The sequence below is a fragment of the Dyadobacter psychrotolerans genome, assembly GCF_004349265.1.
In the GTDB taxonomy this organism is placed as follows: Bacteria; Bacteroidota; Bacteroidia; order Cytophagales; family Spirosomataceae; genus Dyadobacter; species Dyadobacter psychrotolerans.
Genome location: NZ_SMFL01000011.1, coordinates 43,596 through 68,297, shown reverse-complemented (window position 1 = coordinate 68,297; position 24,702 = coordinate 43,596). Strand labels below are relative to the sequence as shown.

24 protein-coding genes are annotated in these 24,702 nt (G+C 41.6%); 19 read left to right on the top strand and 5 right to left on the bottom strand.

Annotation, left to right across the window (positions count from 1 at the left end):
• Positions 1-51 precede the first annotated feature (51 nt).
• The 3 genes from E0F88_RS24450 to E0F88_RS24440 all read left to right on the top strand — a co-directional run bounded on the left by E0F88_RS24450 (position 52) and on the right by E0F88_RS24440 (position 3,648).
• Entirely contained in the window at positions 52-435 is a 384-nt protein-coding gene (locus E0F88_RS24450) for a carboxypeptidase-like regulatory domain-containing protein (protein ID WP_131960918.1), read from the top strand.
• Positions 436-572: 137 nt separating this feature from the next.
• Complete coding sequence (locus E0F88_RS24445) at positions 573-2,495, top strand: M56 family metallopeptidase (RefSeq protein WP_131960917.1); 1,923 nt, start codon at positions 573-575, stop codon at positions 2,493-2,495.
• A 112-nt stretch (positions 2,496-2,607) separates the two neighbouring features.
• On the top strand, positions 2,608-3,648 hold the full coding sequence (locus E0F88_RS24440) for a Gfo/Idh/MocA family protein (RefSeq protein WP_131960916.1): 1,041 nt from the start codon (positions 2,608-2,610) through the stop codon (positions 3,646-3,648).
• Positions 3,649-3,787: 139 nt separating this feature from the next.
• Here the strand turns inward: E0F88_RS24440 and E0F88_RS24435 are convergent, their stop codons facing one another.
• The 3 genes from E0F88_RS24435 to E0F88_RS24425 all read right to left on the bottom strand — a co-directional run bounded on the left by E0F88_RS24435 (position 3,788) and on the right by E0F88_RS24425 (position 5,671).
• Positions 3,788-4,180, bottom strand: coding sequence for an ExbD/TolR family protein (locus tag E0F88_RS24435; RefSeq protein ID WP_131960915.1), 393 nt, complete (start codon positions 4,178-4,180; stop codon positions 3,788-3,790).
• An 83-nt stretch (positions 4,181-4,263) separates the two neighbouring features.
• Complete coding sequence (locus E0F88_RS24430) at positions 4,264-4,944, bottom strand: MotA/TolQ/ExbB proton channel family protein (protein ID WP_131960914.1); 681 nt, start codon at positions 4,942-4,944, stop codon at positions 4,264-4,266.
• A 118-nt stretch (positions 4,945-5,062) separates the two neighbouring features.
• Positions 5,063-5,671: a Uma2 family endonuclease gene (locus tag E0F88_RS24425; protein WP_229213902.1), complete on the bottom strand. Its 609-nt coding sequence runs from the start codon at positions 5,669-5,671 to the stop codon at positions 5,063-5,065.
• Positions 5,672-5,736: 65 nt separating this feature from the next.
• Here E0F88_RS24425 and E0F88_RS24420 point away from each other — a divergent pair, with 65 nt between their 5' ends.
• From E0F88_RS24420 to E0F88_RS24370, 11 genes are all read left to right on the top strand, one after another.
• Positions 5,737-6,249, top strand: a complete 513-nt coding sequence (locus E0F88_RS24420) for a hypothetical protein (RefSeq protein WP_229213901.1) — start codon at positions 5,737-5,739, stop codon at positions 6,247-6,249.
• A 126-nt stretch (positions 6,250-6,375) separates the two neighbouring features.
• Positions 6,376-7,182 carry an MbnP family protein gene (locus E0F88_RS24415; RefSeq protein WP_131960913.1) on the top strand — a complete coding sequence of 269 codons (807 nt, stop codon included), beginning with the start codon at positions 6,376-6,378 and terminating at the stop codon, positions 7,180-7,182.
• Between the two features lie 25 nt (positions 7,183-7,207).
• Positions 7,208-8,332 carry a cytochrome-c peroxidase gene (locus E0F88_RS24410; protein ID WP_229213900.1) on the top strand — a complete coding sequence of 375 codons (1,125 nt, stop codon included), beginning with the start codon at positions 7,208-7,210 and terminating at the stop codon, positions 8,330-8,332.
• 10 nt (positions 8,333-8,342) lie between these two features.
• The gene (locus E0F88_RS24405) at positions 8,343-9,251 is read left to right on the top strand and encodes a transporter family protein (RefSeq protein WP_131960912.1); all 909 of its coding nucleotides are present in this window, start codon (positions 8,343-8,345) and stop codon (positions 9,249-9,251) included.
• A gap of 142 nt (positions 9,252-9,393) precedes the next feature.
• Positions 9,394-9,882: a viral A-type inclusion protein gene (locus tag E0F88_RS24400; RefSeq protein WP_131960911.1), complete on the top strand. Its 489-nt coding sequence runs from the start codon at positions 9,394-9,396 to the stop codon at positions 9,880-9,882.
• 3 nt (positions 9,883-9,885) lie between these two features.
• Positions 9,886-10,512 carry an SCO family protein gene (locus E0F88_RS24395; RefSeq protein ID WP_131960910.1) on the top strand — a complete coding sequence of 209 codons (627 nt, stop codon included), beginning with the start codon at positions 9,886-9,888 and terminating at the stop codon, positions 10,510-10,512.
• A gap of 125 nt (positions 10,513-10,637) precedes the next feature.
• Positions 10,638-10,964: a DUF6787 family protein gene (locus E0F88_RS24390; RefSeq protein ID WP_131960909.1), complete on the top strand. Its 327-nt coding sequence runs from the start codon at positions 10,638-10,640 to the stop codon at positions 10,962-10,964.
• A gap of 171 nt (positions 10,965-11,135) precedes the next feature.
• A complete protein-coding gene (locus E0F88_RS24385) occupies positions 11,136-11,963 on the top strand; it encodes a mechanosensitive ion channel family protein (protein WP_131960908.1) in 828 nt (275 codons plus the stop codon).
• Between the two features lie 126 nt (positions 11,964-12,089).
• The gene (gene ffh / locus E0F88_RS24380; RefSeq protein WP_131960907.1) at positions 12,090-13,412 is read left to right on the top strand and encodes a signal recognition particle protein; all 1,323 of its coding nucleotides are present in this window, start codon (positions 12,090-12,092) and stop codon (positions 13,410-13,412) included.
• Between the two features lie 45 nt (positions 13,413-13,457).
• Entirely contained in the window at positions 13,458-13,940 is a 483-nt protein-coding gene (locus tag E0F88_RS24375; protein ID WP_131960906.1) for a hypothetical protein, read from the top strand.
• A gap of 44 nt (positions 13,941-13,984) precedes the next feature.
• Positions 13,985-14,245 (top strand): CBU_0592 family membrane protein, encoded by a 261-nt coding sequence (locus E0F88_RS24370; RefSeq protein ID WP_131960905.1) that lies wholly within the window; start codon positions 13,985-13,987, stop codon positions 14,243-14,245.
• Here the strand turns inward: E0F88_RS24370 and E0F88_RS24365 are convergent.
• Positions 14,228-14,896, bottom strand: a complete 669-nt coding sequence (locus E0F88_RS24365) for a TetR family transcriptional regulator (RefSeq protein ID WP_229213899.1) — start codon at positions 14,894-14,896, stop codon at positions 14,228-14,230. The two genes, E0F88_RS24370 and E0F88_RS24365, sit on opposite strands and share 18 nt — an antisense overlap.
• 160 nt (positions 14,897-15,056) lie before the next feature.
• On the opposite strand from E0F88_RS24365, the gene E0F88_RS24360 reads away from it, so the two are divergent.
• From E0F88_RS24360 to E0F88_RS24345, 4 genes are read left to right on the top strand one after another with little or no spacing between them, the layout of a single operon-like run.
• Positions 15,057-18,302, top strand: a complete 3,246-nt coding sequence (locus E0F88_RS24360; protein WP_229213898.1) for a SusC/RagA family TonB-linked outer membrane protein — start codon at positions 15,057-15,059, stop codon at positions 18,300-18,302.
• Between the two features lie 25 nt (positions 18,303-18,327).
• On the top strand, positions 18,328-20,115 hold the full coding sequence (locus tag E0F88_RS24355) for a RagB/SusD family nutrient uptake outer membrane protein (RefSeq protein WP_131960904.1): 1,788 nt from the start codon (positions 18,328-18,330) through the stop codon (positions 20,113-20,115).
• Between the two features lie 22 nt (positions 20,116-20,137).
• Complete coding sequence (locus tag E0F88_RS24350; protein WP_131960903.1) at positions 20,138-21,034, top strand: metallophosphoesterase family protein; 897 nt, start codon at positions 20,138-20,140, stop codon at positions 21,032-21,034.
• Positions 21,035-21,088: 54 nt separating this feature from the next.
• A complete protein-coding gene (locus E0F88_RS24345) occupies positions 21,089-22,333 on the top strand; it encodes an alkaline phosphatase family protein (RefSeq protein ID WP_131960902.1) in 1,245 nt (414 codons plus the stop codon).
• Positions 22,334-22,396: 63 nt separating this feature from the next.
• Here E0F88_RS24345 and E0F88_RS24340 read toward each other — a convergent pair whose 3' ends face one another.
• A complete protein-coding gene (locus E0F88_RS24340) occupies positions 22,397-23,053 on the bottom strand; it encodes a hypothetical protein (protein ID WP_131960901.1) in 657 nt (218 codons plus the stop codon).
• A 267-nt stretch (positions 23,054-23,320) separates the two neighbouring features.
• Between E0F88_RS24340 and E0F88_RS24335 the strand changes: the two genes are divergently transcribed.
• Positions 23,321-24,673 carry an NADH-quinone oxidoreductase subunit N gene (locus E0F88_RS24335; RefSeq protein ID WP_229213897.1) on the top strand — a complete coding sequence of 451 codons (1,353 nt, stop codon included), beginning with the start codon at positions 23,321-23,323 and terminating at the stop codon, positions 24,671-24,673.
• The last annotated feature ends 29 nt before the right edge of the window (positions 24,674-24,702 follow it).

The window sequence follows — 24,702 nt, the reverse complement described above, 5'->3', positions numbered from 1 at the left end:
TAACCCTTTCCTACATATTACTCCATTTTTTCGGCCTTAAACTTTATTCAAATGCTTTATAAAAACAGATACACGCGCCAGACACTAATAAAATTTGTCCTGATTATTCCGGCAATCTGTTTGTTTGTGACTTTATCTTCAGGAAACCCTACAAAGACAGAAGTTAATTATGAAACCTTCCTGATTGAAAATATTTCAATCGAAGGCATAGTACGCGACGAAGAAGGAAAACTGATTAAGGACGCGACGGTCAGTATTAAGGGAACCAGAAACAGTACAACGACCGGTGAAAAAGGGACTTTTAAATTAACCGATGTAGCAATCGGCAGCACTTTAACAGTCGCCCATTCAAGTTATGAGTCCTATACCATTGAGGTGACCGGCGTAACTACGCTTGATGTCATTGTTTTACAAAAAAGAAGCAGCACAAATTGAACGGTACGTAAAACGCTCTTACAGCAAAACAGCTGTCAAAAGTGGCAGCACCGAAACAGGAATATTACAAAACTGATCTCACAAACTAGCTTCCAAACGGAGTTATCAAACTGGAAATCAAGAAAAAATAAAGCATCATGGAAACCCTGCTCTACCTCGGAAAAGTTAACTTTTGCTGGATTTTATTTTATGGCTGTTACTGGCTGTTATTCCGTAAACATACTTTCTTTCGCTGGAACAGGGCGTTTTTACTGGGATCGCTGATCGTATCATTTGCCTTTCCCCTTGTTACATTTTCCGAACCGGCTCAGGTCCTCCCGCAGGTAATTTACAGTGTATCAGAAACTCAGATTTTGGTTACCGCGCCTCAACTGCCCGAAAAAACAATTCCCTGGCTGGAGATAACCGGACTTATTTACCTTGCCGGTGCACTGGTAATGGGTTTTAGGCTTTTACAGGGTTTTTATGATTTGGGATCAATTATACTCAGGAGTGAACGTATTAAGATGGAAGATTATACCATCGTATTGTTGTCACCCAACCAAAATAGTTCGGGGTCGTTTTCTTTTTTCAAATGGCTGGCAGTGAGTGATGGAGATTACAAATTCCATTTGGATACGATACTCAATCACGAAACGATTCACATCCGGCAGTGGCACAGTGTGGACATTCTGTTTATAGAATTGCTAAAAGCCGCATTCTGGTTTAATCCGGCCTTGTGGTTTTACAAAAATTCTCTTCAGGAAGTTCATGAATATCTTGCCGACGAGCACGCTCCAAACCGTGATAAATACGCCACTTTTCTGGTTTCTTACGCACTCAACTCGCCGGTTAAATCTCTTACCAATCATTTTTTCAATAGTTCACTACTTAAATCCCGAATCAAGATGATATATAAAAACCGCACGTCGCGCTGGCTTCTGGGGAAATACGCGATGATTATACCTGTTGCCCTGGTACTCATTAGTCTTACTGCTGCACGTGAGAAGCTGCTTCCGGAAGCGCAGTCTGCTGTTTCAAAACAGAATGAAAACGCTGTATTTCAAAAAATCACTGAATCAGAGAAAAATGTAGCTGCAAATCCTGATGTGGAAATATCTATTGATACGTTTTCGCAAACGGATGAAACAATCAGCATCAAAGGAAGTATCAATAACTGGCAGGGCCTTCCGGTGCGAAATGCAACAATTATTGTTAAAAACACAAAAACCGGGACAAGTTCTGACAAAAACGGAAAGTTCTTTCTGGATAAAGTTCCTGTCAATAGCCAGATTGTTATCAGTCATGTTTCCTATAAATCATTAGAATTACATATTGACAAAGCGAAAACAGATTACAAGGTGGAACTAGCGTCTGCTTCAAATTTAACTGAGGAAGTGGTGGTAGTAGGGTATGGAACTGTAAAAACAAACAATCCTCCACAGGACGAAAAAAGCAAATCAAATGCAGTGAAACCCGAATTTGTAATTATTGAAAAACAAGCTGAATTCCCTGGTGGTGTAGACGAAATGATGAAATATCTTGCGCGTAATATCAAATATCCCACCCAGGCAAGCCGTGCGAATGTAACAGGAACTATTTTTATTTCATTTACAGTCAATGAATATGGAAATGTTCGCAAGCCCGAAATCATTAAAGGACTCGGCTTCGGCTTGGATGACGAAGCTACACGTGTTGTCTGGAACATGCCGAAGTGGAGCCCGGCCATCCAAAACGGAGAAGCCGTGTCTGTCCAGTATACAATTCCAATTAAATTTGACCTTGAGGCGCCAAAAGAAGACAAAGAAAAAAGACAGGGATTCACCAATTATAGAACCAAAGACAATTTACAGCTAGCTGAAAATAAACATGTTCCGATATCCGATCTTGGAAAATTTTTCGATTATAGCCCGGCTTCTGCAAATGAGCTGTCAAATAAAGATTCTACCTCAAAAGCAACTTTTACAAATTATCGGTACAACACTGATCAACATTACAAGGTGGGGGATAAGGGCTATTTTTCTACTATGCCAGATGGATTCCAGATCCCAAAATTTCAAGTAAAATCTCAAAGGCAATAAGATACTTTTGTCTTTATCAGATAACAAAAATGCCCGTGTTCTTTGGAGCCGGGCATTTTTGTTTCAGGTTAAATTGGATTTCGATACTTTTGCTTCAAACAAATAATATATCATGTCACGTTTTAAAGCAGCTATTATTGGTACCGGTCACATTGCGGAACAAAATCATGTACCGGCGTTAAAAGCTTTGCGTGAAGAGGTAGAAATCATCGCTGTTTGCAGCCGGGATCTTACCAAAGCCAGAGCTTTTGCGGATAAACATGGCATTGCGCTTGCCTTCGACAATACTGCTGACATGTACAACAGTGACCTAAAACCGAACCTGATCATCAACTGTACAGCAAACAACCTGCATCACCAATTTACCATGCAGGCGTTAGAAAACGATTGTCATGTAATCTGCGAGAAACCACCGGGAATGAACGCCAGAGAAGCCCGGGAAATGGCGGATCTTGCAAAACAGAAAGGTAAAATCTTAGCCTATAACTTTCAAAGAAGACAAACTCCGGAATACGCTTTAATGGCCAAATATCTGGAAGAAGGGAAATTCGGAGAGATTTACCACATAAAAGCAACTTACCTGCGCAGAAGAGGAATTCCAGGCTGGGGAAATTTCACAAACAAATCAATACAGGGCGGCGGCGCATTGATCGACCTGGGCGTTCATGTTCTGGACCTGGCATTAGGTATGTTGAATTATCAAAAGCCTGACAGGATCATTGGAAATACTTACGACTTTATTGGAAAAGCAGGCGGCAAAGGACTAAAAGGAAGCTGGGACCCGGCAAAATTCGAAGTTGAAGACGCTTGTTTTGCCCATATTTCTTTTCCATACAATGCAAGTATCTCACTTTCCAGTTCCTTTGCGCTGAATATGCAGGAAGCAGAAACCGTAAATCTGGAAGTCTTCGGAAGTAAAGCGGGTGCCGTGCTACATCCGTTATCGATTTTCACTGAGGTGGAAGGTGAACTCGCCGATATCCACTTTCCGCACATGGATAAAACGGATAATCAGCTACTGAACACGAAGGCTTTTCTGGATGCCTGTTCAGGAAAACAAAGTAACATCTGTAATGCCGAACAGGGAGCCATTTTGCAGGAAATTGTGGAGAAAATTTATCAAAGCGCAATCCCGTCTGACGGCGCTCCATAAAGCTATTTGAGAAAAGTATCATCAGACGGCTGAACGGAAATTCAAGCCTGATCTCGAAAAAACAAAACGCTCTGCGAAATAAATCACAAAGCGTCTTTAATTGTTGTATCAAGCCCCTGCCCTAATCCCCAAACCCCACTTACTTCGCAGTAGCCATTACCATTTTAATATCCTGCTTGGCACCCAATTCGAGCACATCGACAAGATCCTGAACTGCCAGGTTTTTATCTACCCTCAAAATAATGGTGCGTTCTTCAACACCTGCAAAAAGATTCTGCAATTCGAGTTCCAGATTTTCAAACGGTATTGCCTGTTTATCAATGTAATAAACCTTTTTATCATCAACAGACAGTGTAATCTGCTTTTTGTACATCTGCTGCGTTGCAGAAGCTTTCGGCAGCATCAGTTTGATCACGTTCGGATTTGACATTGTAGAAATGATCAAAAAGAACAGCATCAGGAAAAACATAATATCGCTGAGTGAGCTTGTAAACACCTCAGGGGCAAACCGGCTCTTTCGACGTATCTTCATATAACAATTTTCAATGAGTGAATGATAGAATGAGTTGTTGTTTTGGCAAACAAATAATGCCGTCAACGCTCATTCCGGATACCTTATTTAGAAGAAACCGGCTTTTGAAGTACGTCAAGGAAGTCCGAAGCGGCCATTTGTATTCTTAAGGCAAAACGGTCGATTTTCATATTCAGCAAGTGATATCCTGCGTAAGCAAGCAAACCGATGATCAGACCCGACCCGGACGTAATCATTTTTTCATACATCCCGCTTGCAATGGTACTGATATTGAAGTCATTACTTACCGAAATATCATAAAAAATACGAATAATCCCAGAAATGGTACCCACGAAACCAAGCATAGGCGCTATACCTGCAATTACCCCAAGGTAACCCAGATTTCCCTCCATACGCTGGATTTCAATCTGGCTTGCTGTTTCGATGGAAGTTTCAATGTCTTTAATCGGATAACCTATTCTGCCAATTGCACGTTCGAAAATACGGCCCGCAGCATTGCGCTGGTTACGGCATGAAGACTCAGCAGATTTAAGATTGCCCTGCTGTATGAAATCTTTGACATTGTCTACAAACTGGGAATCAATTTTTCCGTTGGAACCAATACCCATGTACCGCTCAATGATAATAAATAATGTAGCAACAAAAAGCAGCCCGAGCGGGATCATCACTATCCCTCCTTTTCCAAGAAGGTCAATAACAGAAAGTCCGGTGTCAGCGACAGGTGCTGCCAAAGTAGAGTCAGTAAGTGCTTGTAGAAGCATCATATTAATTGTGAAAGTGAATGGTTAAGCTAATAAAAAGAGGCAAATCAGGCTAGAAAATAGCTTTGAACATAAACGGAGTAAATTCCCGCTTATTGTTTAAAGGGCAAATATAGGAAAATTACTCTTCCGGCGTAATCCAGCCTTCTTTAACATCGTCGGTGCCGGAATATAAATCGGATAATAAAAGAGTGGTATCTATTGTGGAAATGGTAACCGAATCCGAAAGCTTGTAAGCATCCTGGGCTAGCAGCCAGTGATTGTCCTCTGTCCGCCGGTAAATTTCAACGCCAACATTAAGTGAATTCACCAGAACGTATTCCCGTAAACTCAAAATGTCCCTGTAAAGCCGGAATTTGTCCCCTCTGTCATAAGCTCCCGACCCCTGAGAAATAACTTCAATGATCACCGACGGATTGGTGATCGTATTAATGTCCCTTTGAGAGTATTGATTAGGTCCGCATACCAAAACGACGTCAGGATAGGTATAAAGGCTATTCTCAGGAATATGAACACGCTGGTCACTGGAATAACTACGGCAGGATTTTCCCTTTTTTAAGGCAATACCAACTTCAATGGATACGTTTTCTTTAATCCGGTTATGATTGGGTGTACCTCCGGCCATCATGAAAATTTCCCCACGAAAATATTCGCTTTTATAACCTGCTTTGGTTTCCATTTGAAGGTAATCTTCCTCCGAATATAAAGTTTGCGCGACTGCTGACATCATGTTAACTTCTGGTTTCAACAAAAATAAGAAAATCCGTACGCAATCATAGTCCTGAAAGTCAATTCATGCGTTGCATTTTAATTATAAAAGACCGGATAAATTTTAAAAATACCATCATCCGTATTCAATCGCTTTATACCTTTGCCTGCAAAATAGATCTTTCGTTTTCACGTTACATATTTGTGAGAATAAAACAATTGATATCACTGGGTCTGCTTGGCCTCATGCTTGTTAAAGCATGTGTGATACCATTGTTGTATCTCGACTTTGAAATACGCCGTGACTATATTATCGCTAATCTTTGCGAAAACCGTAACCGTCCTCAGCTTAACTGTAACGGTAAATGTTATCTGGCAAAAAAAATAGCAGAAGCAAAAAAGCAGGAAGAAAAACAGGCAGAAAGTGATTTCCTGGCAAAACTGCTGGCCGTTTCTACCGACATGCCTCCGTTGACTTCGACTTATAACAATACAAACGAATTTAATTTTACATTTTTGAAACCTGTTAAATTCAGTTTTCAAAATCAGTTTGTTTCCTTCAATCACATTCAGGATATCTTCCATCCGCCGCTGGCCTGATCTTCAACAGGCTATCTATCTTATTTTATTATTTTTCCAATACATTAGTCCATACCGGCGTTTTGTCGTTAAGACTTAAATGTCATTTTATCTCCTGGCTTCAACTGCCAGCTTAACATTATGATCATGAAAAGAATATTTTCTTTTTGTCTATACCTTTTTTCAGGAATTACTTTTTTATCCTTCAATTCATGCGAAAGCGATCCTACACCAACCGGAGCAGGTTTCAGCATAGAATTTGACAACGTGGTGGGCACGAAAAATCTGGTACTCAATGGCCCATCGAACGTAAATTCAACCGGTGAAGATTTTGTTATTACCAAATTCAATTACTTCATATCCAACATCAAACTTACCCGCGCAAACGGAACCAGTTATGTTGTACCTCAGGATTCGAGTTATTTTCTTATAATGGAGGAAAACAAGGAATCACAGTTTGTAAAATTAAAGAACGTTCCTGTTGGTGATTATACCGGTGTGGAATTTATGGTAGGTGTGGATAGCGCCAGAAGCGTATCCCCTGTTGAAAAACGCAAAGGAGTATTAGATCCGGGTGGCAGTATGGAAGATGGTATGTACTGGGCCTGGAATTCCGGATATATTTTTATGAAACTGGAAGGCACCTCACCCGCAGCCACTTCCGCAAACAGTAAATTTTATTATCATATCGGCCTGTTTGGCGGATACCAAACACGGACTGTTAACAATACCCGGGTTGTCAAAATTGACTTTGCAGGTCAGAAAGCAACCGTTTCCGCGGAGGAAATTCCGGAAGTACATCTTTTGGTGGATGTCCTGAAAATATTTGACGGGCCGGCCACCAGACTTTCGATTGCAAAGTACAGCAGCGTCATGAGTCAGTTGCCCGAAAAGTCACAGGAAATCGCGAATAATTATTCCAAAATGTTCTCGCTTGATCACATTCACAATTAAGGTGAGGCTTTAAACAGTTTTTATTTTGGAAAAAATCATAAAATCCCTTTTTAGTTTAAACCTGCCTGTTCTGGCGGCTTTTCTGATTATGGGAATTTCATGCAGCAAAAGTCCTGAAACGCCCGAACCGGAAGAAGAGGACAAAGCGCCAACGCCCGTTGTATGGAAAAAACCAGTCAATTTTCCTGATCCCGTTTACGACATGAGCAGAAACCCGTTGACGGAAGAGGGCATCGAACTGGGCAGATTTTTGTTTTATGACGGAATTCTGTCACGTACAAACCAGATTGGCTGCGGAACATGTCACCAGCAGGTTGCGGCTTTTACACACCATGGACATGAATTAAGCCACGGTGTGGACGACCAGCTCGGAACGCGTAATTCTCCGTCCATTCAGAACCTGGCCTGGTATCCGTCTTTTTTCTGGGACGGCGGTGTGCACGACCTGGATCTGGTGCCGTTTAACCCGATTGAAAATCCGGTAGAAATGGGCGAAACGGTAAAAAACGTGATTACTAAACTGAAAAACACGCCGCTGTCATCCGCTAAAAAGCCTGTTGATTATCCGAAAATGTTCAAAAAAGCATTTGGAACCGAAGAAATCAACAGCGAAAGGATGCTTAAAGCGCTGTCTCAGTTTATGCTATCCATGGTGTCTGCCAATTCAAAATACGACTTTTATGTAAAGGGCGATGTATCTGCTTTCAACGCACAGGAAAAGGAAGGTTTAGGACTTTTCAAATGCAAGTGCAGCACCTGCCACAGCGGCGAATTGTTTACAGATTTCAGTTTTAGAAATAATGGGTTAATTCCTCTGAAAATCAATGATCAGGGGCGAGGTGCGGTTACCGGGCTGGATCCGGACATGTATAAATTCAAAGTACCAAGTCTCCGGAACGTCGGGCTTACAGCACCATATATGCATGATGGCCGCTATCATTCTCTGGAAGAAGTCCTGGATCATTATTCGGATAGTGTTCATAAAACGACAACCCTGGATCCGGTCTTTTTAAAGCCGGACGGTAAAACCGGAATTGTCTTAACAGCATCTGAAAAACAATCGATTATCGCTTTTCTTAAAACCCTGAATGACGAGCAATTTATTCAGGATGCCAGGTTTTCAGATCCTGGGGTAGGTACATCATTTTAAGTTAAAAATTATGAATTTAAGATATATCTATTTGTTGCTGCTTTCACTTTCAGCAATTTCTTCTCAGGCCTGCGACATCTGCGGGTGTGCCAATAGCGGATCCTACTTTGGCCTTTTGCCTCAGTCGCACAAGTCCCTGGTTGGTATCAGATATCAAAGGCTCAACTTTGTGACACACCCCGATAGTCCGGTGCTTCGAACAGAAGAACACTTTAAAGTTTCCGAAGTTTACGGAAGGTTCTTTCCCATAAAACGTGTTCAGGTGATGGCATTCGTTCCGTTTCGGGTAGACTGGCAAATCACGTCGGCTGATGTAAAAAAGCAAAGCGGTTTGGGTGATGTTACGGTTCTTGCCAACTACAATATTCTCAATACGTTGATGGATAAAGAAAATGCTGCTGCATTCAATCATACACTGTTGATCGGAGGGGGGTTAAAGATACCAACCGGAAAATTTAAATTTGATGAAAACAATACCGTCCAGGTTGCAAACGCCAATTTCCAGCTGGGAACAGGCAGTGTTGATTTTATTCTGAATGCCTTTTATACAATCAATAGAGATCAGTGGGGACTGGCGACTAATGTATCCGGAAAATTTAACACAACAAATTCACAGGATTATCGCTTTGGAAATCAAGCCTTTGGAACCGTCGATCTTTACAGATCTTTTAAGGTTGGAAATTTTTCTTTGACACCCAGTCTCGGTGTTTATGGTGAAAAATCCTTACACGGAATTCAAAAGGGAGAAGTTTTAACAGAAACCGGCGGAACTTTGTTAAATGGCGCAGCCGGAATCACGCTTTTCACAGAACGGTGGATGCTTGGTATCAACGGGCAAAAGCCAATCGCCCAGAAAAGTTCCTCAGGACATGTAATCACAAAGGAACGGGTGCTTATCCAACTAGGCTTTTTGTTTTAAATTCAAATCTAACCAGGTTTTGAGATCACAGCCTCTGCTACCCTACATGGAAGTAATTTGCATGTGATCGTATAGTGACCTTCGTTCCGATTTCTTTAAGCCTTCTGACTAACGAGGCTTATAAATCAAAAATTAAATTTCTATGAATAAGCACTTAATAATTGTATTCCTGGCCATTTTTCTGACCGGATGCAGTACAGATAAAAAAGACTCAGAAAAATCGGAAACTGGTGGCCACAGCGATCATTCTCCTGAGACTGCTCCTGACGACCGAACAAAAGAACTCATGGCAATTCATGACAGTATTATGCCGGCGACGGAAACTTTGATGCGTTTAAAAAAACAACTTTCTGCGGAGATAAAGGCTGCTGATAGTCTGCGCGCTATAAAATCAGATCCGACACTAAAAGCTAAAATTATACAGGCGGCCGAGTTAAGTATACAACTCGAAAAGGCAGACAAGGAAATGATGAACTGGATGCATCAGTACCGGGCGGACAGTCTTGCCAAACTGGATAAAAAACAAGCAGAAATTTACATTAAGGAGCAAACGGGAAAAATAATTACCGTACGCGATTTAATGCAAAAAAGTATCAGCGATGCCCGGCTTTTCCTTCAAAAAAACAAATGATTCATGAAAAACATAACATCATGTCTGTTTTTACTACTTCTGTTTTTAAGCAGCTGTCAGTCTAAAAAATTACCGATACTTGGGGATTCCGATGTCGTCAAAAAGATCGTTGACGGAAAAGAAGTCGAAGAAACCGTGTACCCGGTCATTCCTGATTTTTCTTTTCAGAACCAATACGGAGAAACGGTGACGGCCAAAGATTTTGATGGAAAAATATATGTGGCAGATTTTTTCTTTACAACCTGCCCTACCATTTGCCCGCCAATGAAAAGAAACCTGCTGAAAGTTTACAAAGCTTTTCAGGATAATCCGGAAGTAAAAATCCTATCCCATACCATTGATCCGGATCATGATACGGTACCAATTTTGAGTACGTATGCAAAAGATCTGGGTGTCACCGGAACGATGTGGCAGTTTGTAACCGGCGATCGTGAAAAGATTTATGAGATCGGGCAGAAACATTATATGGTCAGTGCGCGTGAAGATTCCTCCGAGGCAGGTGGGTATATTCACAGCGGCCACTTTGTGTTGGTTGATAAAAATAAACAAATTCGGGGAATGTATGACGGCACAACGGACGAAGGCACAAAAGAGTTGATGAAAGATATCGAAATACTATTAAAAGAATAATAATCAGGATAACCCGGGCACATTCGTCCAATGATAAAGGTCATGATTAAACATTCATTAAAATCAAGGAAAATTGCGATATGCGTTGTTTCTTTGTGAAAAATTTTAAAGCTGCTAATTAGAATATGCAAAGCGGAGAAAAAAGTGCACAGCCCTGGTTGGGTAAAATGCAGGAAAAATGGGGATTGGAAACAACCAGACAAGTTTTACTTGTTTTAGCTGTTTTCAGTTTATCAGGTTCATCTGTGGTTTGGCTGAGAAAAGGCCTTTTTCATCTTTTAGGTTATGACGACGCCACACCAATGTGGCTAAAGACCATCACATACATTTTGTTTATTTTCCCTACCTATCAGAGCTTGCTCCTGATCTACGGGTTTTTGCTTGGACAGTTTTCGTTTTTCTGGGAAAAGGAAAAGAAAATGTTCCGCTGGATCGCCGCAAAGTTCCGGTAATCATATAATGTTTTTTAAGAAAGGATGAATCGCTTAGTATAAGTGCGATTCATCCTTTTTGTTTTGTAGAACCTTATCCTTCGGAGCAAAAATAACTGGACAGTTTTGAGGATTTGCTGTATACTGTGACCGTTTACAACACTATCAGTCTAAATCGATAAAATCCTCATTATGATCCAGGGAACTTTCAACTTCGACGTCATTAAAGCGCAGATTATCACCGCAGTTACTCAATATGGTGGTAAAATTATTCTAGCCATCGTTGCACTTATTATCGGCCGTTTTCTGATCGGTAAAGTAACTGCGTTAGTCCAAACAGCAATGGACAAAAGAAAGGTAGATCGCGACGTTCAGCCTTTTCTGAATTCTCTGATTACCGTTTTATTAAATGTGATGCTTTTGCTGAGTATCGCAGGAATTGTGGGTATTGAAACCTCTTCCTTTGTTGCCGTGCTTGGAGCAGCGGGTCTGGCTGTCGGTCTGGCACTGCAGGGAAGCCTTGCCAATTTTGCAGGAGGTGTTCTTATTTTAATTTTCAGACCTTACCGCGTAGGAGATCTGATTAATGCACAGGGATTTACCGGGATTGTTGAAGGTGTTCAGATTTTCAATACCGTGCTGGTAACACCTGATAACAAAACCATTATTCTACCAAACGGCCCTCTTTCTACATCACCGGTTACAAACATTTCCGGCAAAGGAAAAATTCGTGTAGATATGGTTTTTGCGGCAGGATCTCATAATGGTGTCGACAAAATCAGAGCTTCTGTACAGCGTGTGGTCGATGCATGCCCAACGGCGCTGAAAGATATTCAGCACGATATTTTGGTTACAAAACTTACAGAAAATGCAATTTTTTTTGATGTCCGGGTCTGGACACCGAGCGAATATTACTGGGATACCTTTTATTATGTCAATGAAGGTATCAGCAGACAATTCGCTCAGGATGGCATCCAGGCTCCAAAACCTGCAGAAGTGAGTGTTGCACTTAAACAATAGGTATTAAAACCTCCACATATAGTTAATAATTGCAGGAGTATAGGGGCCATGTTTCCTGTACTCCTTATTTTATTTATACCTTTGTGAATTATTTCAATTAGGGTTCAGAATCATACATATCATTCCATGTTTGAAAACTTACAGGATAAGCTTAATAATGCCTTTCGTACATTAAAAGGAAAGGATAGAATTTCAGATATAAATGTTGCCGCTACAACGAAGGAAGTGCGTAAAGCATTGGTCGACGCGGATGTTAACTTTAAGGTTGCCAAAGAAATTACCGACCGGATCAGGGAAAAAGCACTTGACCGTAAAATATTGATATCGGTTGAGCCCGGACAAATGTTTGTCAAAATCGTTCAGGAAGAACTGACTGAACTGATGGGTGGCCAGGCAGAAGGCATCAACATCAAAGGTGATCCCGCTGTAATTCTGATCGCTGGTCTTCAGGGATCAGGTAAAACCACCTTTACGGGAAAACTGGCTTATCTACTTAAAAAACAGGGCAGACAAGTACTTTTGACAGCTTGTGACGTTTACCGCCCGGCTGCGATTGAACAGCTTAAAGTACTTGCTGAACAGGTTGGAGTAGAAGTTTACTCAGAGCTTGAAAACAAGAATCCGGTTGAGATTGCTAAAAATGCAATTGCTCATGCCCGTAAAATCGGCAAGAAAATTGTGATCATCGATACCGCGGGTCGTTTAGCGGTAGACGAAGTGATGATGCAGGAAGTGCAGGACATCAAGTCAGCGGTTAATCCTTCGGAAATTCTTTTCGTAGTGGATTCGATGACGGGTCAGGATGCGGTGAATACCGCAAAAACCTTTAACGAACGCCTGAACTTTGACGGTGTTGTACTCACCAAACTGGACGGTGATGCACGGGGCGGAGCAGCGCTTTCAATCCGTCAGATCGTAGACAAACCGATCAAGTATATCAGTACAGGAGAGAAAATGGAAGCCCTTGATTCCTTCTACCCGGATCGTATGGCAAGCCGTATCCTGGGTATGGGAGACGTCATTTCTCTTGTTGAGCGTGCGCAGCAGGCCTTCGACGAAGATGAAGCCAAGCGTATCAATGCCAAAATGCGTCAGAATAAATTTGATTTTGACGACTTCCTGGGCCAGCTTCAGCAAATCAAAAAGATGGGTAATGTAAAAGATCTGATTGGCATGATCCCGGGAATGGGTAACGCCATGAAAGATATGGATATCGACAACGAGTCGTTCAAACCCATCGAAGCGATCATTCAGTCGATGACTAAGAAAGAGAGGGAAAATCCGGATATTATTGATGGCAGCCGTAAGAAAAGAATTGCCACCGGTAGCGGAACATCCATTTTGCAGGTTAACAATCTGATTAAACAGTTTGATGAAATGCGCAAAATGATGAAGAAAATGAACACCATGCAGGCTGCCGGTAAGCTTGGAAAAGCATTACGCCGTTAATCAGTCATTGACGCAATGGGCTCAATGGTCTTTATCAACAAATTAATGAAAAAAGTATTTTTGCTGCTTGTTCTGTTTACAATTATTAGCCGGGAGAAAGTCCTGGCTCAGGCTTCCGTCGGATATTATCCATGGAGTAATTTGTTAACAGTAAGCACCAATGCCACAAATGCAATCTGGCTGGATACCCGGATGCAGACAAATTCCCTTTTCAGCAGTCTGAGCATTGATATTTTACCAATGATCAATCTGAAAAGAGGAGAAGTAGTACAGTGGTATATTGGCGGCGGTCTTCGGCTTAATCCTTTATACCGCATTGCAGATGCAAAGGCCGACCTGATTACTGTGGACGGATATTCAGTAAATGTAGGTGTACGTATTTCACCGCTTCCTCAAAACAGACGTATCCAGCTCGCGCTTGAATTGAATCCTTATGTCAAAGACGATTTTGAAAGCGGAGTTTTAAAAAGTCATTTTGGGATTGTTTATGCCTTTGGTAAAAAGAAGAAATCTGAAATCGCTCAATGATCACAGGATTTCTTCCTTTCATCAAATCTTAATCAAAACGAGCCATGGATGAAAAAATAGTTGAAGTAGCGGGCTGGCTCGGGGTTATATTTTATGTTTTTGCATATTTTTTGCTGAGTATAGGCAAGCTAAAAGCAAACAGCTACCGTTTTCACTTCCTCAATATTTTAGGAGCTGCCGGACTCATCACAGATTCAGCTTATTATGGTGATAAACCCAATCTGGCAGTCAATGTAATCTGGCTGATTATTGGTCTTTTTGCAATTACCAAACGCTTCTTTTTTTCTTCACCCGACCAGGCCTAATATCTCTTCCTGCATTTTTAGCATGCCGATTGCCTGTTCCTTATATTTTACAAGTTTTGCTTCATGTTCTTTTTTATCAGCCACAAGGCTGAGGTAAAAATAGGCTCCGTCTACAAGCACAAAAATATTATCCGCAACAGAATCTGAATCGTCAACATCCAGTAACCCTTCTATTCTGCACTGCTCAATATGGCTGCTTAAAATACTTCGCAGAGAATCCAGCAGTTTTTTATACATATCCCTGATCTTCGGTTCTCTGAAAGTCAGTGAATAACAGCTGTAAAACAAACCGTCATCAAAAAGCGTATTCCACTTTTTTGAAAATAAATTGTCGATTATTTCCAGCAGTGCCGATTTGGAATCCTTCGGTTTCTTATCACTTACCTTATAAATCAGCTGGTATTTGTCGAGGATATAATCGATGAGTCCGTAAGTAAGATCTTCTCTTGTTTGAAAATAATGTATGATCAGGCTTGGATTAATATCCATCTCCTTGGCAATCTTGGCAATAGAAGTATTTTCCAAACCTTCTTTTTTGGCAAGTTTGTAAAACACCTTTATAATTTCCTTCTGCCTGGCTTCTTTAATACTCTTCCTTCCCATTGAGTTAACAACTGTAAATATTTTCAGCAAGTTAGGAGATTTTCTCATAACACGAAGAAATATTTATTAAGTATATTTTGAATGAACGTTCAATTAATATATGTTTACAATTCCTTAACAATTCCTTAACGTACAGCATTTTAAAATGAAAGAAATTTGAATCTTCATTTTAAGGATGTGATTTACCACCTTAACCCAAAAAAATTTTATGTTAAAAAAATTACTGCCAGATTTCCCGCAAATCAGGTTACGTCAGCTGATGCTGATATGCAGTTTGCTATTTACCGGATTAGGTCACGCTTCCGGACAGGGCATTAATATCAAAGGATCGGTGAGCGATCAAAAGAACAAAGAAAATTTGCCAGGGGTAAACATCCTGATAAAAGGAACCCAGCGCGGAGCAAATACGGAGGCCGATGGAAGCTTTACACTTAACAACGTTCCTTCAAATGCCGTACTTATATTTTCGTATATCGGCTACAAGAAGGCGGAAGTTGAAGTGAATGGCCGAACAGATTTGAGTATAAGCCTGGAAGAAGATGCAAACAACCTGGAAGAAACAATTATCGTCGGTTTTGGTACACAAAAAAAAATCAACATTGCCGGAGCCGTTGACCAGATTTCAGGAAAACAACTTGAGGCGCGACCGATTGCGAACGTCATGCAGGGCTTGCAGGGAATAAGCCCCGGACTTAACATTACCTATGGTGGAGGTCAGCCCGGAGCAGTTCCGGCTATCAACATTCGTGGTTTTACTTCAATTAACGGCGGTTCTCCGTTGATTGTCATTGACGGAATTCCTGCATCCGACGGATTTGATTTGCTAAGGCTTAATCCTTCCGATATTGCCTCCTTCACGGTTTTGCGTGACGCTGCTTCGGCGGCAATTTATGGGGCAAGGGCGGCTTTTGGCGTGATATTAATTACAACCAAACAAGGTGGAACAGGGCGTCAGTCAATCAGTTACAATACTTATTTTTCTTGGGGAAAACCAACTATTCTGCCAAAACCGGTTACAGACCCTTACATATTTTCCCGTGTTCTGGAAACCTCAACCGACAATACGCCCTGGGATTATGTTAATTATTCTGATGAATATTATAAATGGGCAAAGGAACGCTCGGATAATCCATCTCTTCCCGATACCCGGCTTGACCCCTCCGATCCTACCAAATGGGCTTACATGGGAAACAGCGATTGGTATGATTACTTTTTTAATAAATCCGGTTTTTCTCAGAAACACAGCCTTACTTTCAGCGGTGGTGCGAAGGTGAACGAGATGCCAATCGGTTACTATTTATCGGCAGATTACACCAAGGAAAATGGACTAAATAAACTAGCTGCAGACTATTGGAACCGGTATGGTTTAAAAGCCCGCGTTAACTTTTCACCATTGAAATGGCTAAAAATTGATAACAATTTGTCCATTTATCAAACAAAAAAAGAAACACCGCTTGCCAGTATTACCGACCTGTATTACTTAAAACCTACCGATGTAGCACAAAATCCGGATGGAACCTGGGCAAACTCAGCTGCCGGAAAACTGGCTGCACAGCTCGTCGACGGTGGTAATAACCAGGAAAATATGTTTGGTCTGCAAAATATCATGAGCGGAGTTGCTACTTTTTTCAAAGGAGATCTTCAGATCAATGGCGATGCCAGCTTCAAAAAAGAAATGTGGAATTACAGTGCCAATTCACGTAAATACAAAATAGGTTACGGGCCTGCCGATATCCGTGAAGAAGGAGGAAACGGATATGTAACGGAGACTAAGGGTGATATAAAAAATAATGTGATCAACCTTTATGCCAATTACAGAAAAGATTTCGGAATTCATTCGATCAGCTTGTTAGGAGGATATAATCAGGAAAGCTATTCATACAGTACTGTTACATCGCGGCGTGATCAACTAATTTCCTCTTCGTTGCCCTATATCGGTTTAACTACCGGTGATATGAGGATAACTTCAGGATATAAAGCATATGCCACAAGAAGTTTTTTTGGCAGGATTAATTATACGCTGAATGACCGGTATATACTGGAATTTAATGGCCGTGAAGATGGCTCTTCACGTTTTCCTACTTTACGCCGCTGGGGGTTTTTCCCATCTATCTCAGGAGCCTGGATTGCCAGCTCAGAAAAATTCTTAGCCGTTCTCAACCCTACTGTGTCTACTCTTAAGTTCAGAACTTCCTATGGCGACCTTGGGAATCAAAATGTAGAAGACTTTGGATATTTACAAACTTTGCCAACCGGGCTGTCAAGTTATTTAATTGACGGAACACAGCGAAGTATTATCAGCAATGCACCCATTTTACGAATCGACCCTAATACATATACCTGGGAACGGGTTTCTACCATGAATTTTGGCGGAGATTTGGGTTTGTTGAAAAATAAGATTCTCCTTACCTACGATTATTTTGTAAGAAATACAACCGGCATGCTGGTCCCGGGAGAGGAATTACCAGGTGTATTAGGAGTAACACCTCCCGCGCAAAACTCTGCGGATTTGAGAACAAAAGGCTGGGAAATGTCGCTGGCATATCATGATTCGTATTCCGTTGGTGCAAAACCATTGTCATTTGAGGCAAAACTTGTTTTATCCGACTCGAAATCAAAGATCACCAAATTTAAAAATGAACAAGGATTGTTTTCCAGCTACCGCGTCGGGCAGGATTTAGGTGAAATATGGGGACTGGAAAGTGACGGATTTTTCAAAGATGAAAAGGAAATCGCAGAGCTGGATGAATCTGCAATTATTCCATGGGGAGCACTTGAAATCAAACCGGGATGGCCTAAATACAAGGACTTAAACGGTGACGGTAAAATTGAAAAGGGGTTAACCACAAAGGATCCGAAGGACATGAAAGTGATTGGTAACAGTACGCAACGTTATCGGATTGGCTTTAATTTAAGTGCAGACTGGAACGGTTTCGACGCCTCTGTTTTCCTGCAAGGTGTTTTAAAAAGTGATTACTATCCACATCATTACTTATTCTGGGGACCTTATCAGCAGCCTTATGCAAATGTTTATCCATGGCATCTTGATTACTACCGCGCAACGGCGGACTCTGATCAGGACAGAGCCAAACACTCTGCTTCCTATATCGCAGCAGGGCTGGCGGACGCAAATCTAAATCCTCAGTATCCGATCATGCAGTCGTGGCTGGCAGATGCCAATGAAGGTAACGGATTAGACATTCCCCAAACCAAATACCTTTTGAGCGGTGCCTATCTTCGTGTTAAAAATGTGACACTGGGCTACACCTTACCATCATCACTTTTGAGAAAAGCGAACATTCAGCGGTTCAGGATTTTTGTCACGGGCGAAAACATTTTTGAATTTTCAAAGATCAAAAAATTCATCGACCCGGAAGCGGTCAACGCGGGACCATCTGCCTGGACGTACCCTTTCCAAAGAAAAATGGCCGTTGGACTTAACATCGAATTTTGATCTCAAAATATTAATATTCATAATCATGAAAAAATATTCATTTTTTATTATCCTGGGGCTTCTTTGCGGTTTGTCGGCCTGTGAAGACCTCAACCGTTTCCCGCAGACATCGATTTCACCGGAATTATTTTTTAATACCGAAGAGGATCTTTCTTTATACATAAACGGACTGCTTTCGCTGCCCGACCGCAATTCTTATCTCAACGATCAGAGTACAGACAATGCAGCGACTACAGGAGCCGTTGAGATGAAAACGATTATGGTGGGAACGCCTACTGCTCAAAACATAAACTCGGGCTGGGATTGGGGCCGGTTACGGAACATTAATTACTTTTTAAATAATTATCAAAAAGCAGCCGTATCTGCCGATGTAAAAAATCACTACGCGGGTCTTGCCAAATATTACCGTGCTGAGTTTTACATGGGAAAAGTGAAAAGGTATTCAGATGTACCCTGGTTTTCCAAAACACTCAATCCGGGAGACGAGGAATTGTATAAAACGCAGGACTCACGCGCCATGGTCATGGACAGTGTCATGGCTGACCTGGAATTCGCTTCCAATAATGTCCGTGAAAAAGTACGAACCGGAACACCGGGAAAATGGGCAGCTAAAATGCTTTATGCGCGGATTGCTTTGTATGAAGGCACCTACCGCAAATATCATTCGGAACTGAATCTACAAAGTACGGCGAACAAATTTCTGGAAAAAGCGGCTGCAGTTGCCGGAGAAATCAGGTCGTCAGGTAAGTTTTCAATTTATAATACCGGAAAACCGGCACAGGATTACGCAACGCTTTTCAACAGCCAGGATATACTAAATAATACCGAGGTGATTCTTACTAATGTTTTTGATCAAACAAAAAACAGAACTCAAAATGTAAATACGGGAGTATTCGGCGAATATGAACAATCTCCGGCAAGGGATCTCATTCAGACGTATCTGATGAAAGACGGAAGTCGTTTTACGGATGTAGCCGGCTATCAACAATTCAGTTTTGTAAAAGAATTCGAAAACCGGGATCCGCGTATGTCGCAGACAATTGTATATCCGGGTTGGGTAAGACAACCTGATCTGTTACCTTATGTTCAAAGATTGAATAAAAACTTCACTGGTTACCATCAGTTAAAAGGTTATCTGAATAATACAGATGGCACAATCATTAATGGCGTTGACTTCCCGGTGTATCGCTATGCAGAAGCCTTACTCATTTATGCTGAAGCGCTGGCCGAATTGGGAACACTTACTCAGGCGCATCTTGACCAATCTGTTAACTTGTTAAGAAAACGGGCTAATATGCCGGACCTTAGTTTAACGGTTTCAAATGCCAACCCAGATGCCGTACAAGCTCAAAAGTACCCAAATTTATCCGGAGCCAATAAAGGTGTTATACTGGAGATAAGACGTGAACGCAGAGTTGAATTTGCTTTTGAAAATTCCAGATATGACGACCTGATGAGATGGCAGGCAGGGAAACTTCTGACCAATATACCAGAAGGAATGTATTTCGCAGGACTTGGAAAATATGACTTGACCGGTGATGGCATTGAGGATATTATTCTGATTGACAAAAGTTCTTCAATTCCTGTGGAAGCTCAAAAAGCAAAAAACTCGCTCGGCGTAACGCTCATTTATTACAAAGCAGGAGCCATCGGCGAAGATGTGACTGTATATTTAAAGAACGGTTTGGCAGGAGGCGCTTTGGTAACCGAAACGGCACCACGAAAATTTGAGGAACCTAAATATTATTACCGCCCTGTTCCTCAGCAACAGATTCTTCTTAACCCGTCGTTAAAACAAATATTTGGCTGGTAATCTGATTACCTAATTGAGTAAAATGAACAGGCGAAACTGGATTAAAAAAACAGGACTCTGGACGGGAGCAGCTGCGGTTGCTCCCCTTTCGCAGTCTGAACAAATAACTGAACGAAAACCTGCACTTACCGTTGCGCACATTACGGACGTACACATTCGTGAAGGCGACAATGCTCCTGCGCGTTTTAAAAAATGTCTTGAAGAAGTAAAAAAGCATAAGGTAGACTTCTTCCTGAACGGCGGAGATTCCATACATGCAGCAGATTACGACAACGTAACCCGTGAACAAATGCTGGCGCAGTGGGCGATCTGGGATGATTGTGTAAAAAACACAAAAGCGCATTACGAAATGCATAGCTGCATCGGGAATCACGATCCCTGGTGGGCAGGCGGTAACAAGTCAGACGAAATGTATGGAAAGGAATATGTGGTTAAACGACTGAACGTACCAAACCGGTTTTATAGTTTTTCAAAAGAGGACTGGCATTTTATCATCCTGGATGGAAATAATAAAAATGTATCACTTGATGAAGATCAGTTTAACTGGCTTTCCGATGATCTCGAAAAACTACCGGAGAAAACCCCTGTACTAATCATGTCCCACTACCCTATTCTCGGAGCAACGCCCATTCTGGTTGGAGGCGGCCATTCTGATTTTAAAAAACTAAAATCTTTATTTTACAAACATAAAGACAAAGTGAGGATTTGTCTGAGCGGACATCAGCATTTACAGGATCAGACGGAGTACAATGGAGTAAAGTACTGCTGCAACGGAGCTGTGAGCGGTTTTTGGTGGGGCAAAGGCGATGCCGAATCTGCTGGCCCAAACTATTATCAGGAAACACCACCAGGATATGCTATCTTAAAATTATATGCCGACGGCACTGTTAGCAACACGTATTTTCCACACGCCTTTTAATGCCTATTTTGGCCAAAAATTAAGACTATTCCTTTTTAGAAATAATATTTAAATATGAAAAAAATCCTGATTGCTTTTGCGCTTTTTGTTACCTGTGTTAATTCTGGACAAGCCCAATCCAAACAAAAAAAGGCATTATTTGTAATTGTAGATGGTATTTCGGGAGATGTGATTGAGAAAATCTCTAAACCAAATCTCGACATTATCGCAAAAGCAGGTGGCTTCACACGCGCACATGTTGGAGGAGGAAAAGGAACCTATTCACAAACGCCTACCATTTCCGCAGTTGGATACAACAGTCTTTTAACAGGAACCTGGGTAAATAAACACAACGTATGGGACAACGATATTAAAGATCCCAATTACCAGTACTGGACGATTTTTCGCTTTTTTGAAGAACAATATCCTGAAAAAAGAAGCGCCGTGTTTTCAACCTGGCTCGACAACCGCACAAAACTGATCGGTGATGGTTTACCTCAGACAGACAGATTACGTATCGATTATCCTTTTGACGGTTTTGAGCTTGATACCATTCACTTTCCGCATGATAAACAGGCTGAATACATACATAAAATTGACGAAAAGGTTGTAGATGAGGCTGCAAGCTACATTCGAAGCGATGCGCCGGATCTGTCGTGGGTGTATCTGGAATACACCGATGACATGGGTCACCGACATGGCGACAGCGACCAGTTTCACAAAGCGATCCAAATGATGGACGATCAAATGGGGCGACTGTACAAAGCGATTCAATATCGGGAGAAAAACTTTAATGAAGACTGGCTGATCGTAATCACCACCGACCATGGACGTGATCCGAAAGCAGGCAAAGGGCACGGCGGGCAGTCGGACCGGGAAAGAGACACGTGGATTGTAACAAACGCAAAAAACCTGAATGCTAATTTTAAAGGTACAGCAGGTGCTTTCACACCGGGAGTTGTGGACATTATGCCAACACTTGCCAGGCACATGAGCATTAATATTCCTAAAGAGCAGGCATTTGAGATTGATGGCGTTTCGCTTACCGGCAAAGTTTCGATCAATCAGCCGGTTGTTAAAAAAGAGGGAAGCAAAATAGGCGTTTCCTGGAATGTACTTGATAAGGAAGGGAACGTAAAAATATGGATGTCTACCACCAACTATTTTAAGAAAGGCGAAAGAGATCTTTACCTGCTGATGGATGAGCTACCGGTAACCAATGGTAAAGCTGACCTCGACATTTCGAAACTGCCCAAAGGCTTTCATAAAATTGTAGTTGAAGCTAAATATAACAACCTGAATCAGTGGATTGTTGAGTAACAGTTCTTCAGTAGACTTTTAGACTTTCCAGGTTTCAAAGACCTGGAAAGTCTTTATTAGAGGTTAATTTCCCCCACGCCCCGCCTTATACGAATCGTACTCAGAAAGTAAACTTACCAGATCATCTTCTGCACCAAAATCCAGCTGCTGTTCTTTAATAATATACAACATCTTGTTTTTTTCATCGGGAAGCAGTTTTAAAAAGCTGTTTTTATCACTGAGTTTTACTGCTGATAATTTGTTGTCCTTCACAACATAAAGTTTTGCATCCGGGTCCATTTCCTTTGTTGCACTGGCTTTCTCCACCCTGATCGGGCTTATATATTTTTTCAAAAGCTTGGTATTTCCATCATACATAACACGATAAAAACTCTTAGCAGTCTGTCCCTGTCCGGCGGGGAAACCGCTTCTGAAAATGTATAAATCAGTACCGGAAGGAATTGTAAACTCCTGTACACCATTCGAAATCCGGTATAATGCAGAATCTTTTTTAAACTCTATTTCGTCCTTTTTGATATCATAACGCAGCTGCACGCCGTCGTAAACCTTATCATCCTGCATACGAACAGAACCAGAATACCATTCTTTAAACAGATAGGAATTGCCGCCATCGGCCGTTTCCTGGTAAGGTATCCCTGTCAGACCGGTTGAATCCTGAGCAATAATTTCAGATCCCGAAAAAAGTATCGAAAGACATAAAATGCCGCGTAAATAATTCATAATAAGATTGTTTAGTTTTAAAAGTTCGATTTCATAAAGGAAGAACATGGATAAACGCGATCAAAAAAGTAAAATATCATCCTTTTTATTCCCTTTAACCACCTAGAATCCCTACCTTCTTTATGTACTTTTGCTTAAAAAATTGTACCTGCTCAATTGGATATTAACGAACAGCTTATACATATACGACAAAGCCTTGCAGGAATAGGTCCTGAAATCTTCCTTGGCTTGTTCTTTTGTTTTTTTCTTCTCTCCGAAATACTGTTGATGAAATGGTTAAGTAAAGAAGAAATATCCCGCTGGTTACACAGGCTTGCTCTTACCGGTAGCCTGATCACACTCGTTCTGGTGCTTGGGCAATGGAACGAAAAACCATCGTTTCGCTTTTTCCCCTTGTTATTTCTGGATCATCAGGCCGTTTTTTTCAAGGTGATGATTGTCGTTGCCTGGATTTTTACACTGATTCATGTACGGATTTTAAAATACGATTTCCCACCGGAGTTTAACGCCTTGTTAATTGCAACGGTAGCCGGGCTGAATCTGCTGACGATGTCAACACATTTGCTGACGATCTATCTTTCCCTTGAACTTATTTCGATCAGCTCTTATATCCTGGTTTCGCTTTCTCCGTACAAAAAAGCGGCGGAAGGCGGACTTAAGTACCTCCTTTTTGGTGCAGCAAGCTCCGCAGTGATGCTTTACGGCATTTCCTTTATTTACGGACTTACCGGCACTATGGACATCACCAGCCGGGTAATGACCATAGGACTTTCAAACAACACTGACCTGGTTATAACCACAGTTATTGTCCTGACTATTGGCGGATTACTTTTCAAACTTTCCCTTGTACCGTTTCATGTCTGGACGCCGGATGTGTATGAGGCCGCGCCTACACCACTTGTTTCCTTTTTATCAGTTGCTCCAAAGGCTGCGGTGATATTGGTATTGATGCGCTTGGCCGGGATATTTCCTTCCCATTATTTCCCGATTCTGGGCGGGGTTGCGCTTATCAGTATAACTGTTGGGAATGTTGCTGCATTGTGGCAATCAAATGCGAGGCGGTTGTTGGCATATTCATCCATTGCACAAGCGGGATATCTTCTGGTAGGCATCGCTGCATACAGCCGGTTTGGATTTGAAACAGCTGTTTTTTACACAGCAGCATATCTGATTATCAACATGGCTGCTTTTTTTCTGATCGATCTGCTCGCACCGCAATCGGATACGGCACTTGCTGATTTTGAAGGGTTGGGAAGGAAATTTACGTGGATTTCAGGTTCACTGACGGTTGTAATGGTCGCACTGGCCGGGCTTCCTCCAACGGTAGGTTTTACTTCCAAACTTCTAATTTTCTCTTCGCTTTGGGATAGTTATCACCAGCATCAATTTCCCTGGATGTTATGGTTGCTGATTGGCGGGATTCTTAATGCAGCGATTTCCCTGGCATATTATCTTCGGCTACCTTACCTGCTTTTCTTCAAAGAGGTCGGAGCAGGAATATTACCAAAAATCCGGATAAATGCGGTTGCCGGAAACATCATGGCAGGCTTGCTGGTTACAATTATCATTGCATTCTTCCTGAAACCCGAATGGCTGATGCACTGGATTTCGGCTTTTTAAAGGGTTATCTCACGCAAAGCAGAAGAGAT

What these genes read in the sequence shown, in the direction of transcription:
- E0F88_RS24425 (WP_229213902.1), bottom strand. Translation starts at nt 5,671, where the DNA reads ATGATGTCAGCAGTCGCGCAAACTTTATATTCGGAGGAAGATTACCTT.
- E0F88_RS24435 (WP_131960915.1), bottom strand. Translation starts at nt 4,180, where the DNA reads ATGAAGATACGTCGAAAGAGCCGGTTTGCCCCTGAGGTGTTTACAAGC.
- E0F88_RS24390 (WP_131960909.1), top strand. Translation starts at nt 10,638, where the DNA reads ATGCAAAGCGGAGAAAAAAGTGCACAGCCCTGGTTGGGTAAAATGCAG.
- E0F88_RS24445 (WP_131960917.1), top strand. Translation starts at nt 573, where the DNA reads ATGGAAACCCTGCTCTACCTCGGAAAAGTTAACTTTTGCTGGATTTTA.
- E0F88_RS24370 (WP_131960905.1), top strand. Translation starts at nt 13,985, where the DNA reads ATGGATGAAAAAATAGTTGAAGTAGCGGGCTGGCTCGGGGTTATATTT.
- E0F88_RS24395 (WP_131960910.1), top strand. Translation starts at nt 9,886, where the DNA reads ATGAAAAACATAACATCATGTCTGTTTTTACTACTTCTGTTTTTAAGC.
- E0F88_RS24340 (WP_131960901.1), bottom strand. Translation starts at nt 23,053, where the DNA reads ATGAATTATTTACGCGGCATTTTATGTCTTTCGATACTTTTTTCGGGA.
- E0F88_RS24405 (WP_131960912.1), top strand. Translation starts at nt 8,343, where the DNA reads ATGAATTTAAGATATATCTATTTGTTGCTGCTTTCACTTTCAGCAATT.
- E0F88_RS24450 (WP_131960918.1), top strand. Translation starts at nt 52, where the DNA reads ATGCTTTATAAAAACAGATACACGCGCCAGACACTAATAAAATTTGTC.
- E0F88_RS24385 (WP_131960908.1), top strand. Translation starts at nt 11,136, where the DNA reads ATGATCCAGGGAACTTTCAACTTCGACGTCATTAAAGCGCAGATTATC.
- E0F88_RS24415 (WP_131960913.1), top strand. Translation starts at nt 6,376, where the DNA reads ATGAAAAGAATATTTTCTTTTTGTCTATACCTTTTTTCAGGAATTACT.
- E0F88_RS24345 (WP_131960902.1), top strand. Translation starts at nt 21,089, where the DNA reads ATGAAAAAAATCCTGATTGCTTTTGCGCTTTTTGTTACCTGTGTTAAT.
- E0F88_RS24360 (WP_229213898.1), top strand. Translation starts at nt 15,057, where the DNA reads ATGTTAAAAAAATTACTGCCAGATTTCCCGCAAATCAGGTTACGTCAG.
- E0F88_RS24420 (WP_229213901.1), top strand. Translation starts at nt 5,737, where the DNA reads ATGCGTTGCATTTTAATTATAAAAGACCGGATAAATTTTAAAAATACC.
- E0F88_RS24350 (WP_131960903.1), top strand. Translation starts at nt 20,138, where the DNA reads ATGAACAGGCGAAACTGGATTAAAAAAACAGGACTCTGGACGGGAGCA.
- E0F88_RS24400 (WP_131960911.1), top strand. Translation starts at nt 9,394, where the DNA reads ATGAATAAGCACTTAATAATTGTATTCCTGGCCATTTTTCTGACCGGA.
- E0F88_RS24335 (WP_229213897.1), top strand. Translation starts at nt 23,321, where the DNA reads ATGAAATGGTTAAGTAAAGAAGAAATATCCCGCTGGTTACACAGGCTT.
- E0F88_RS24365 (WP_229213899.1), bottom strand. Translation starts at nt 14,896, where the DNA reads ATGAGAAAATCTCCTAACTTGCTGAAAATATTTACAGTTGTTAACTCA.
- ffh (WP_131960907.1), top strand. Translation starts at nt 12,090, where the DNA reads ATGTTTGAAAACTTACAGGATAAGCTTAATAATGCCTTTCGTACATTA.
- E0F88_RS24430 (WP_131960914.1), bottom strand. Translation starts at nt 4,944, where the DNA reads ATGATGCTTCTACAAGCACTTACTGACTCTACTTTGGCAGCACCTGTC.
- E0F88_RS24355 (WP_131960904.1), top strand. Translation starts at nt 18,328, where the DNA reads ATGAAAAAATATTCATTTTTTATTATCCTGGGGCTTCTTTGCGGTTTG.
- E0F88_RS24440 (WP_131960916.1), top strand. Translation starts at nt 2,608, where the DNA reads ATGTCACGTTTTAAAGCAGCTATTATTGGTACCGGTCACATTGCGGAA.
- E0F88_RS24375 (WP_131960906.1), top strand. Translation starts at nt 13,458, where the DNA reads ATGAAAAAAGTATTTTTGCTGCTTGTTCTGTTTACAATTATTAGCCGG.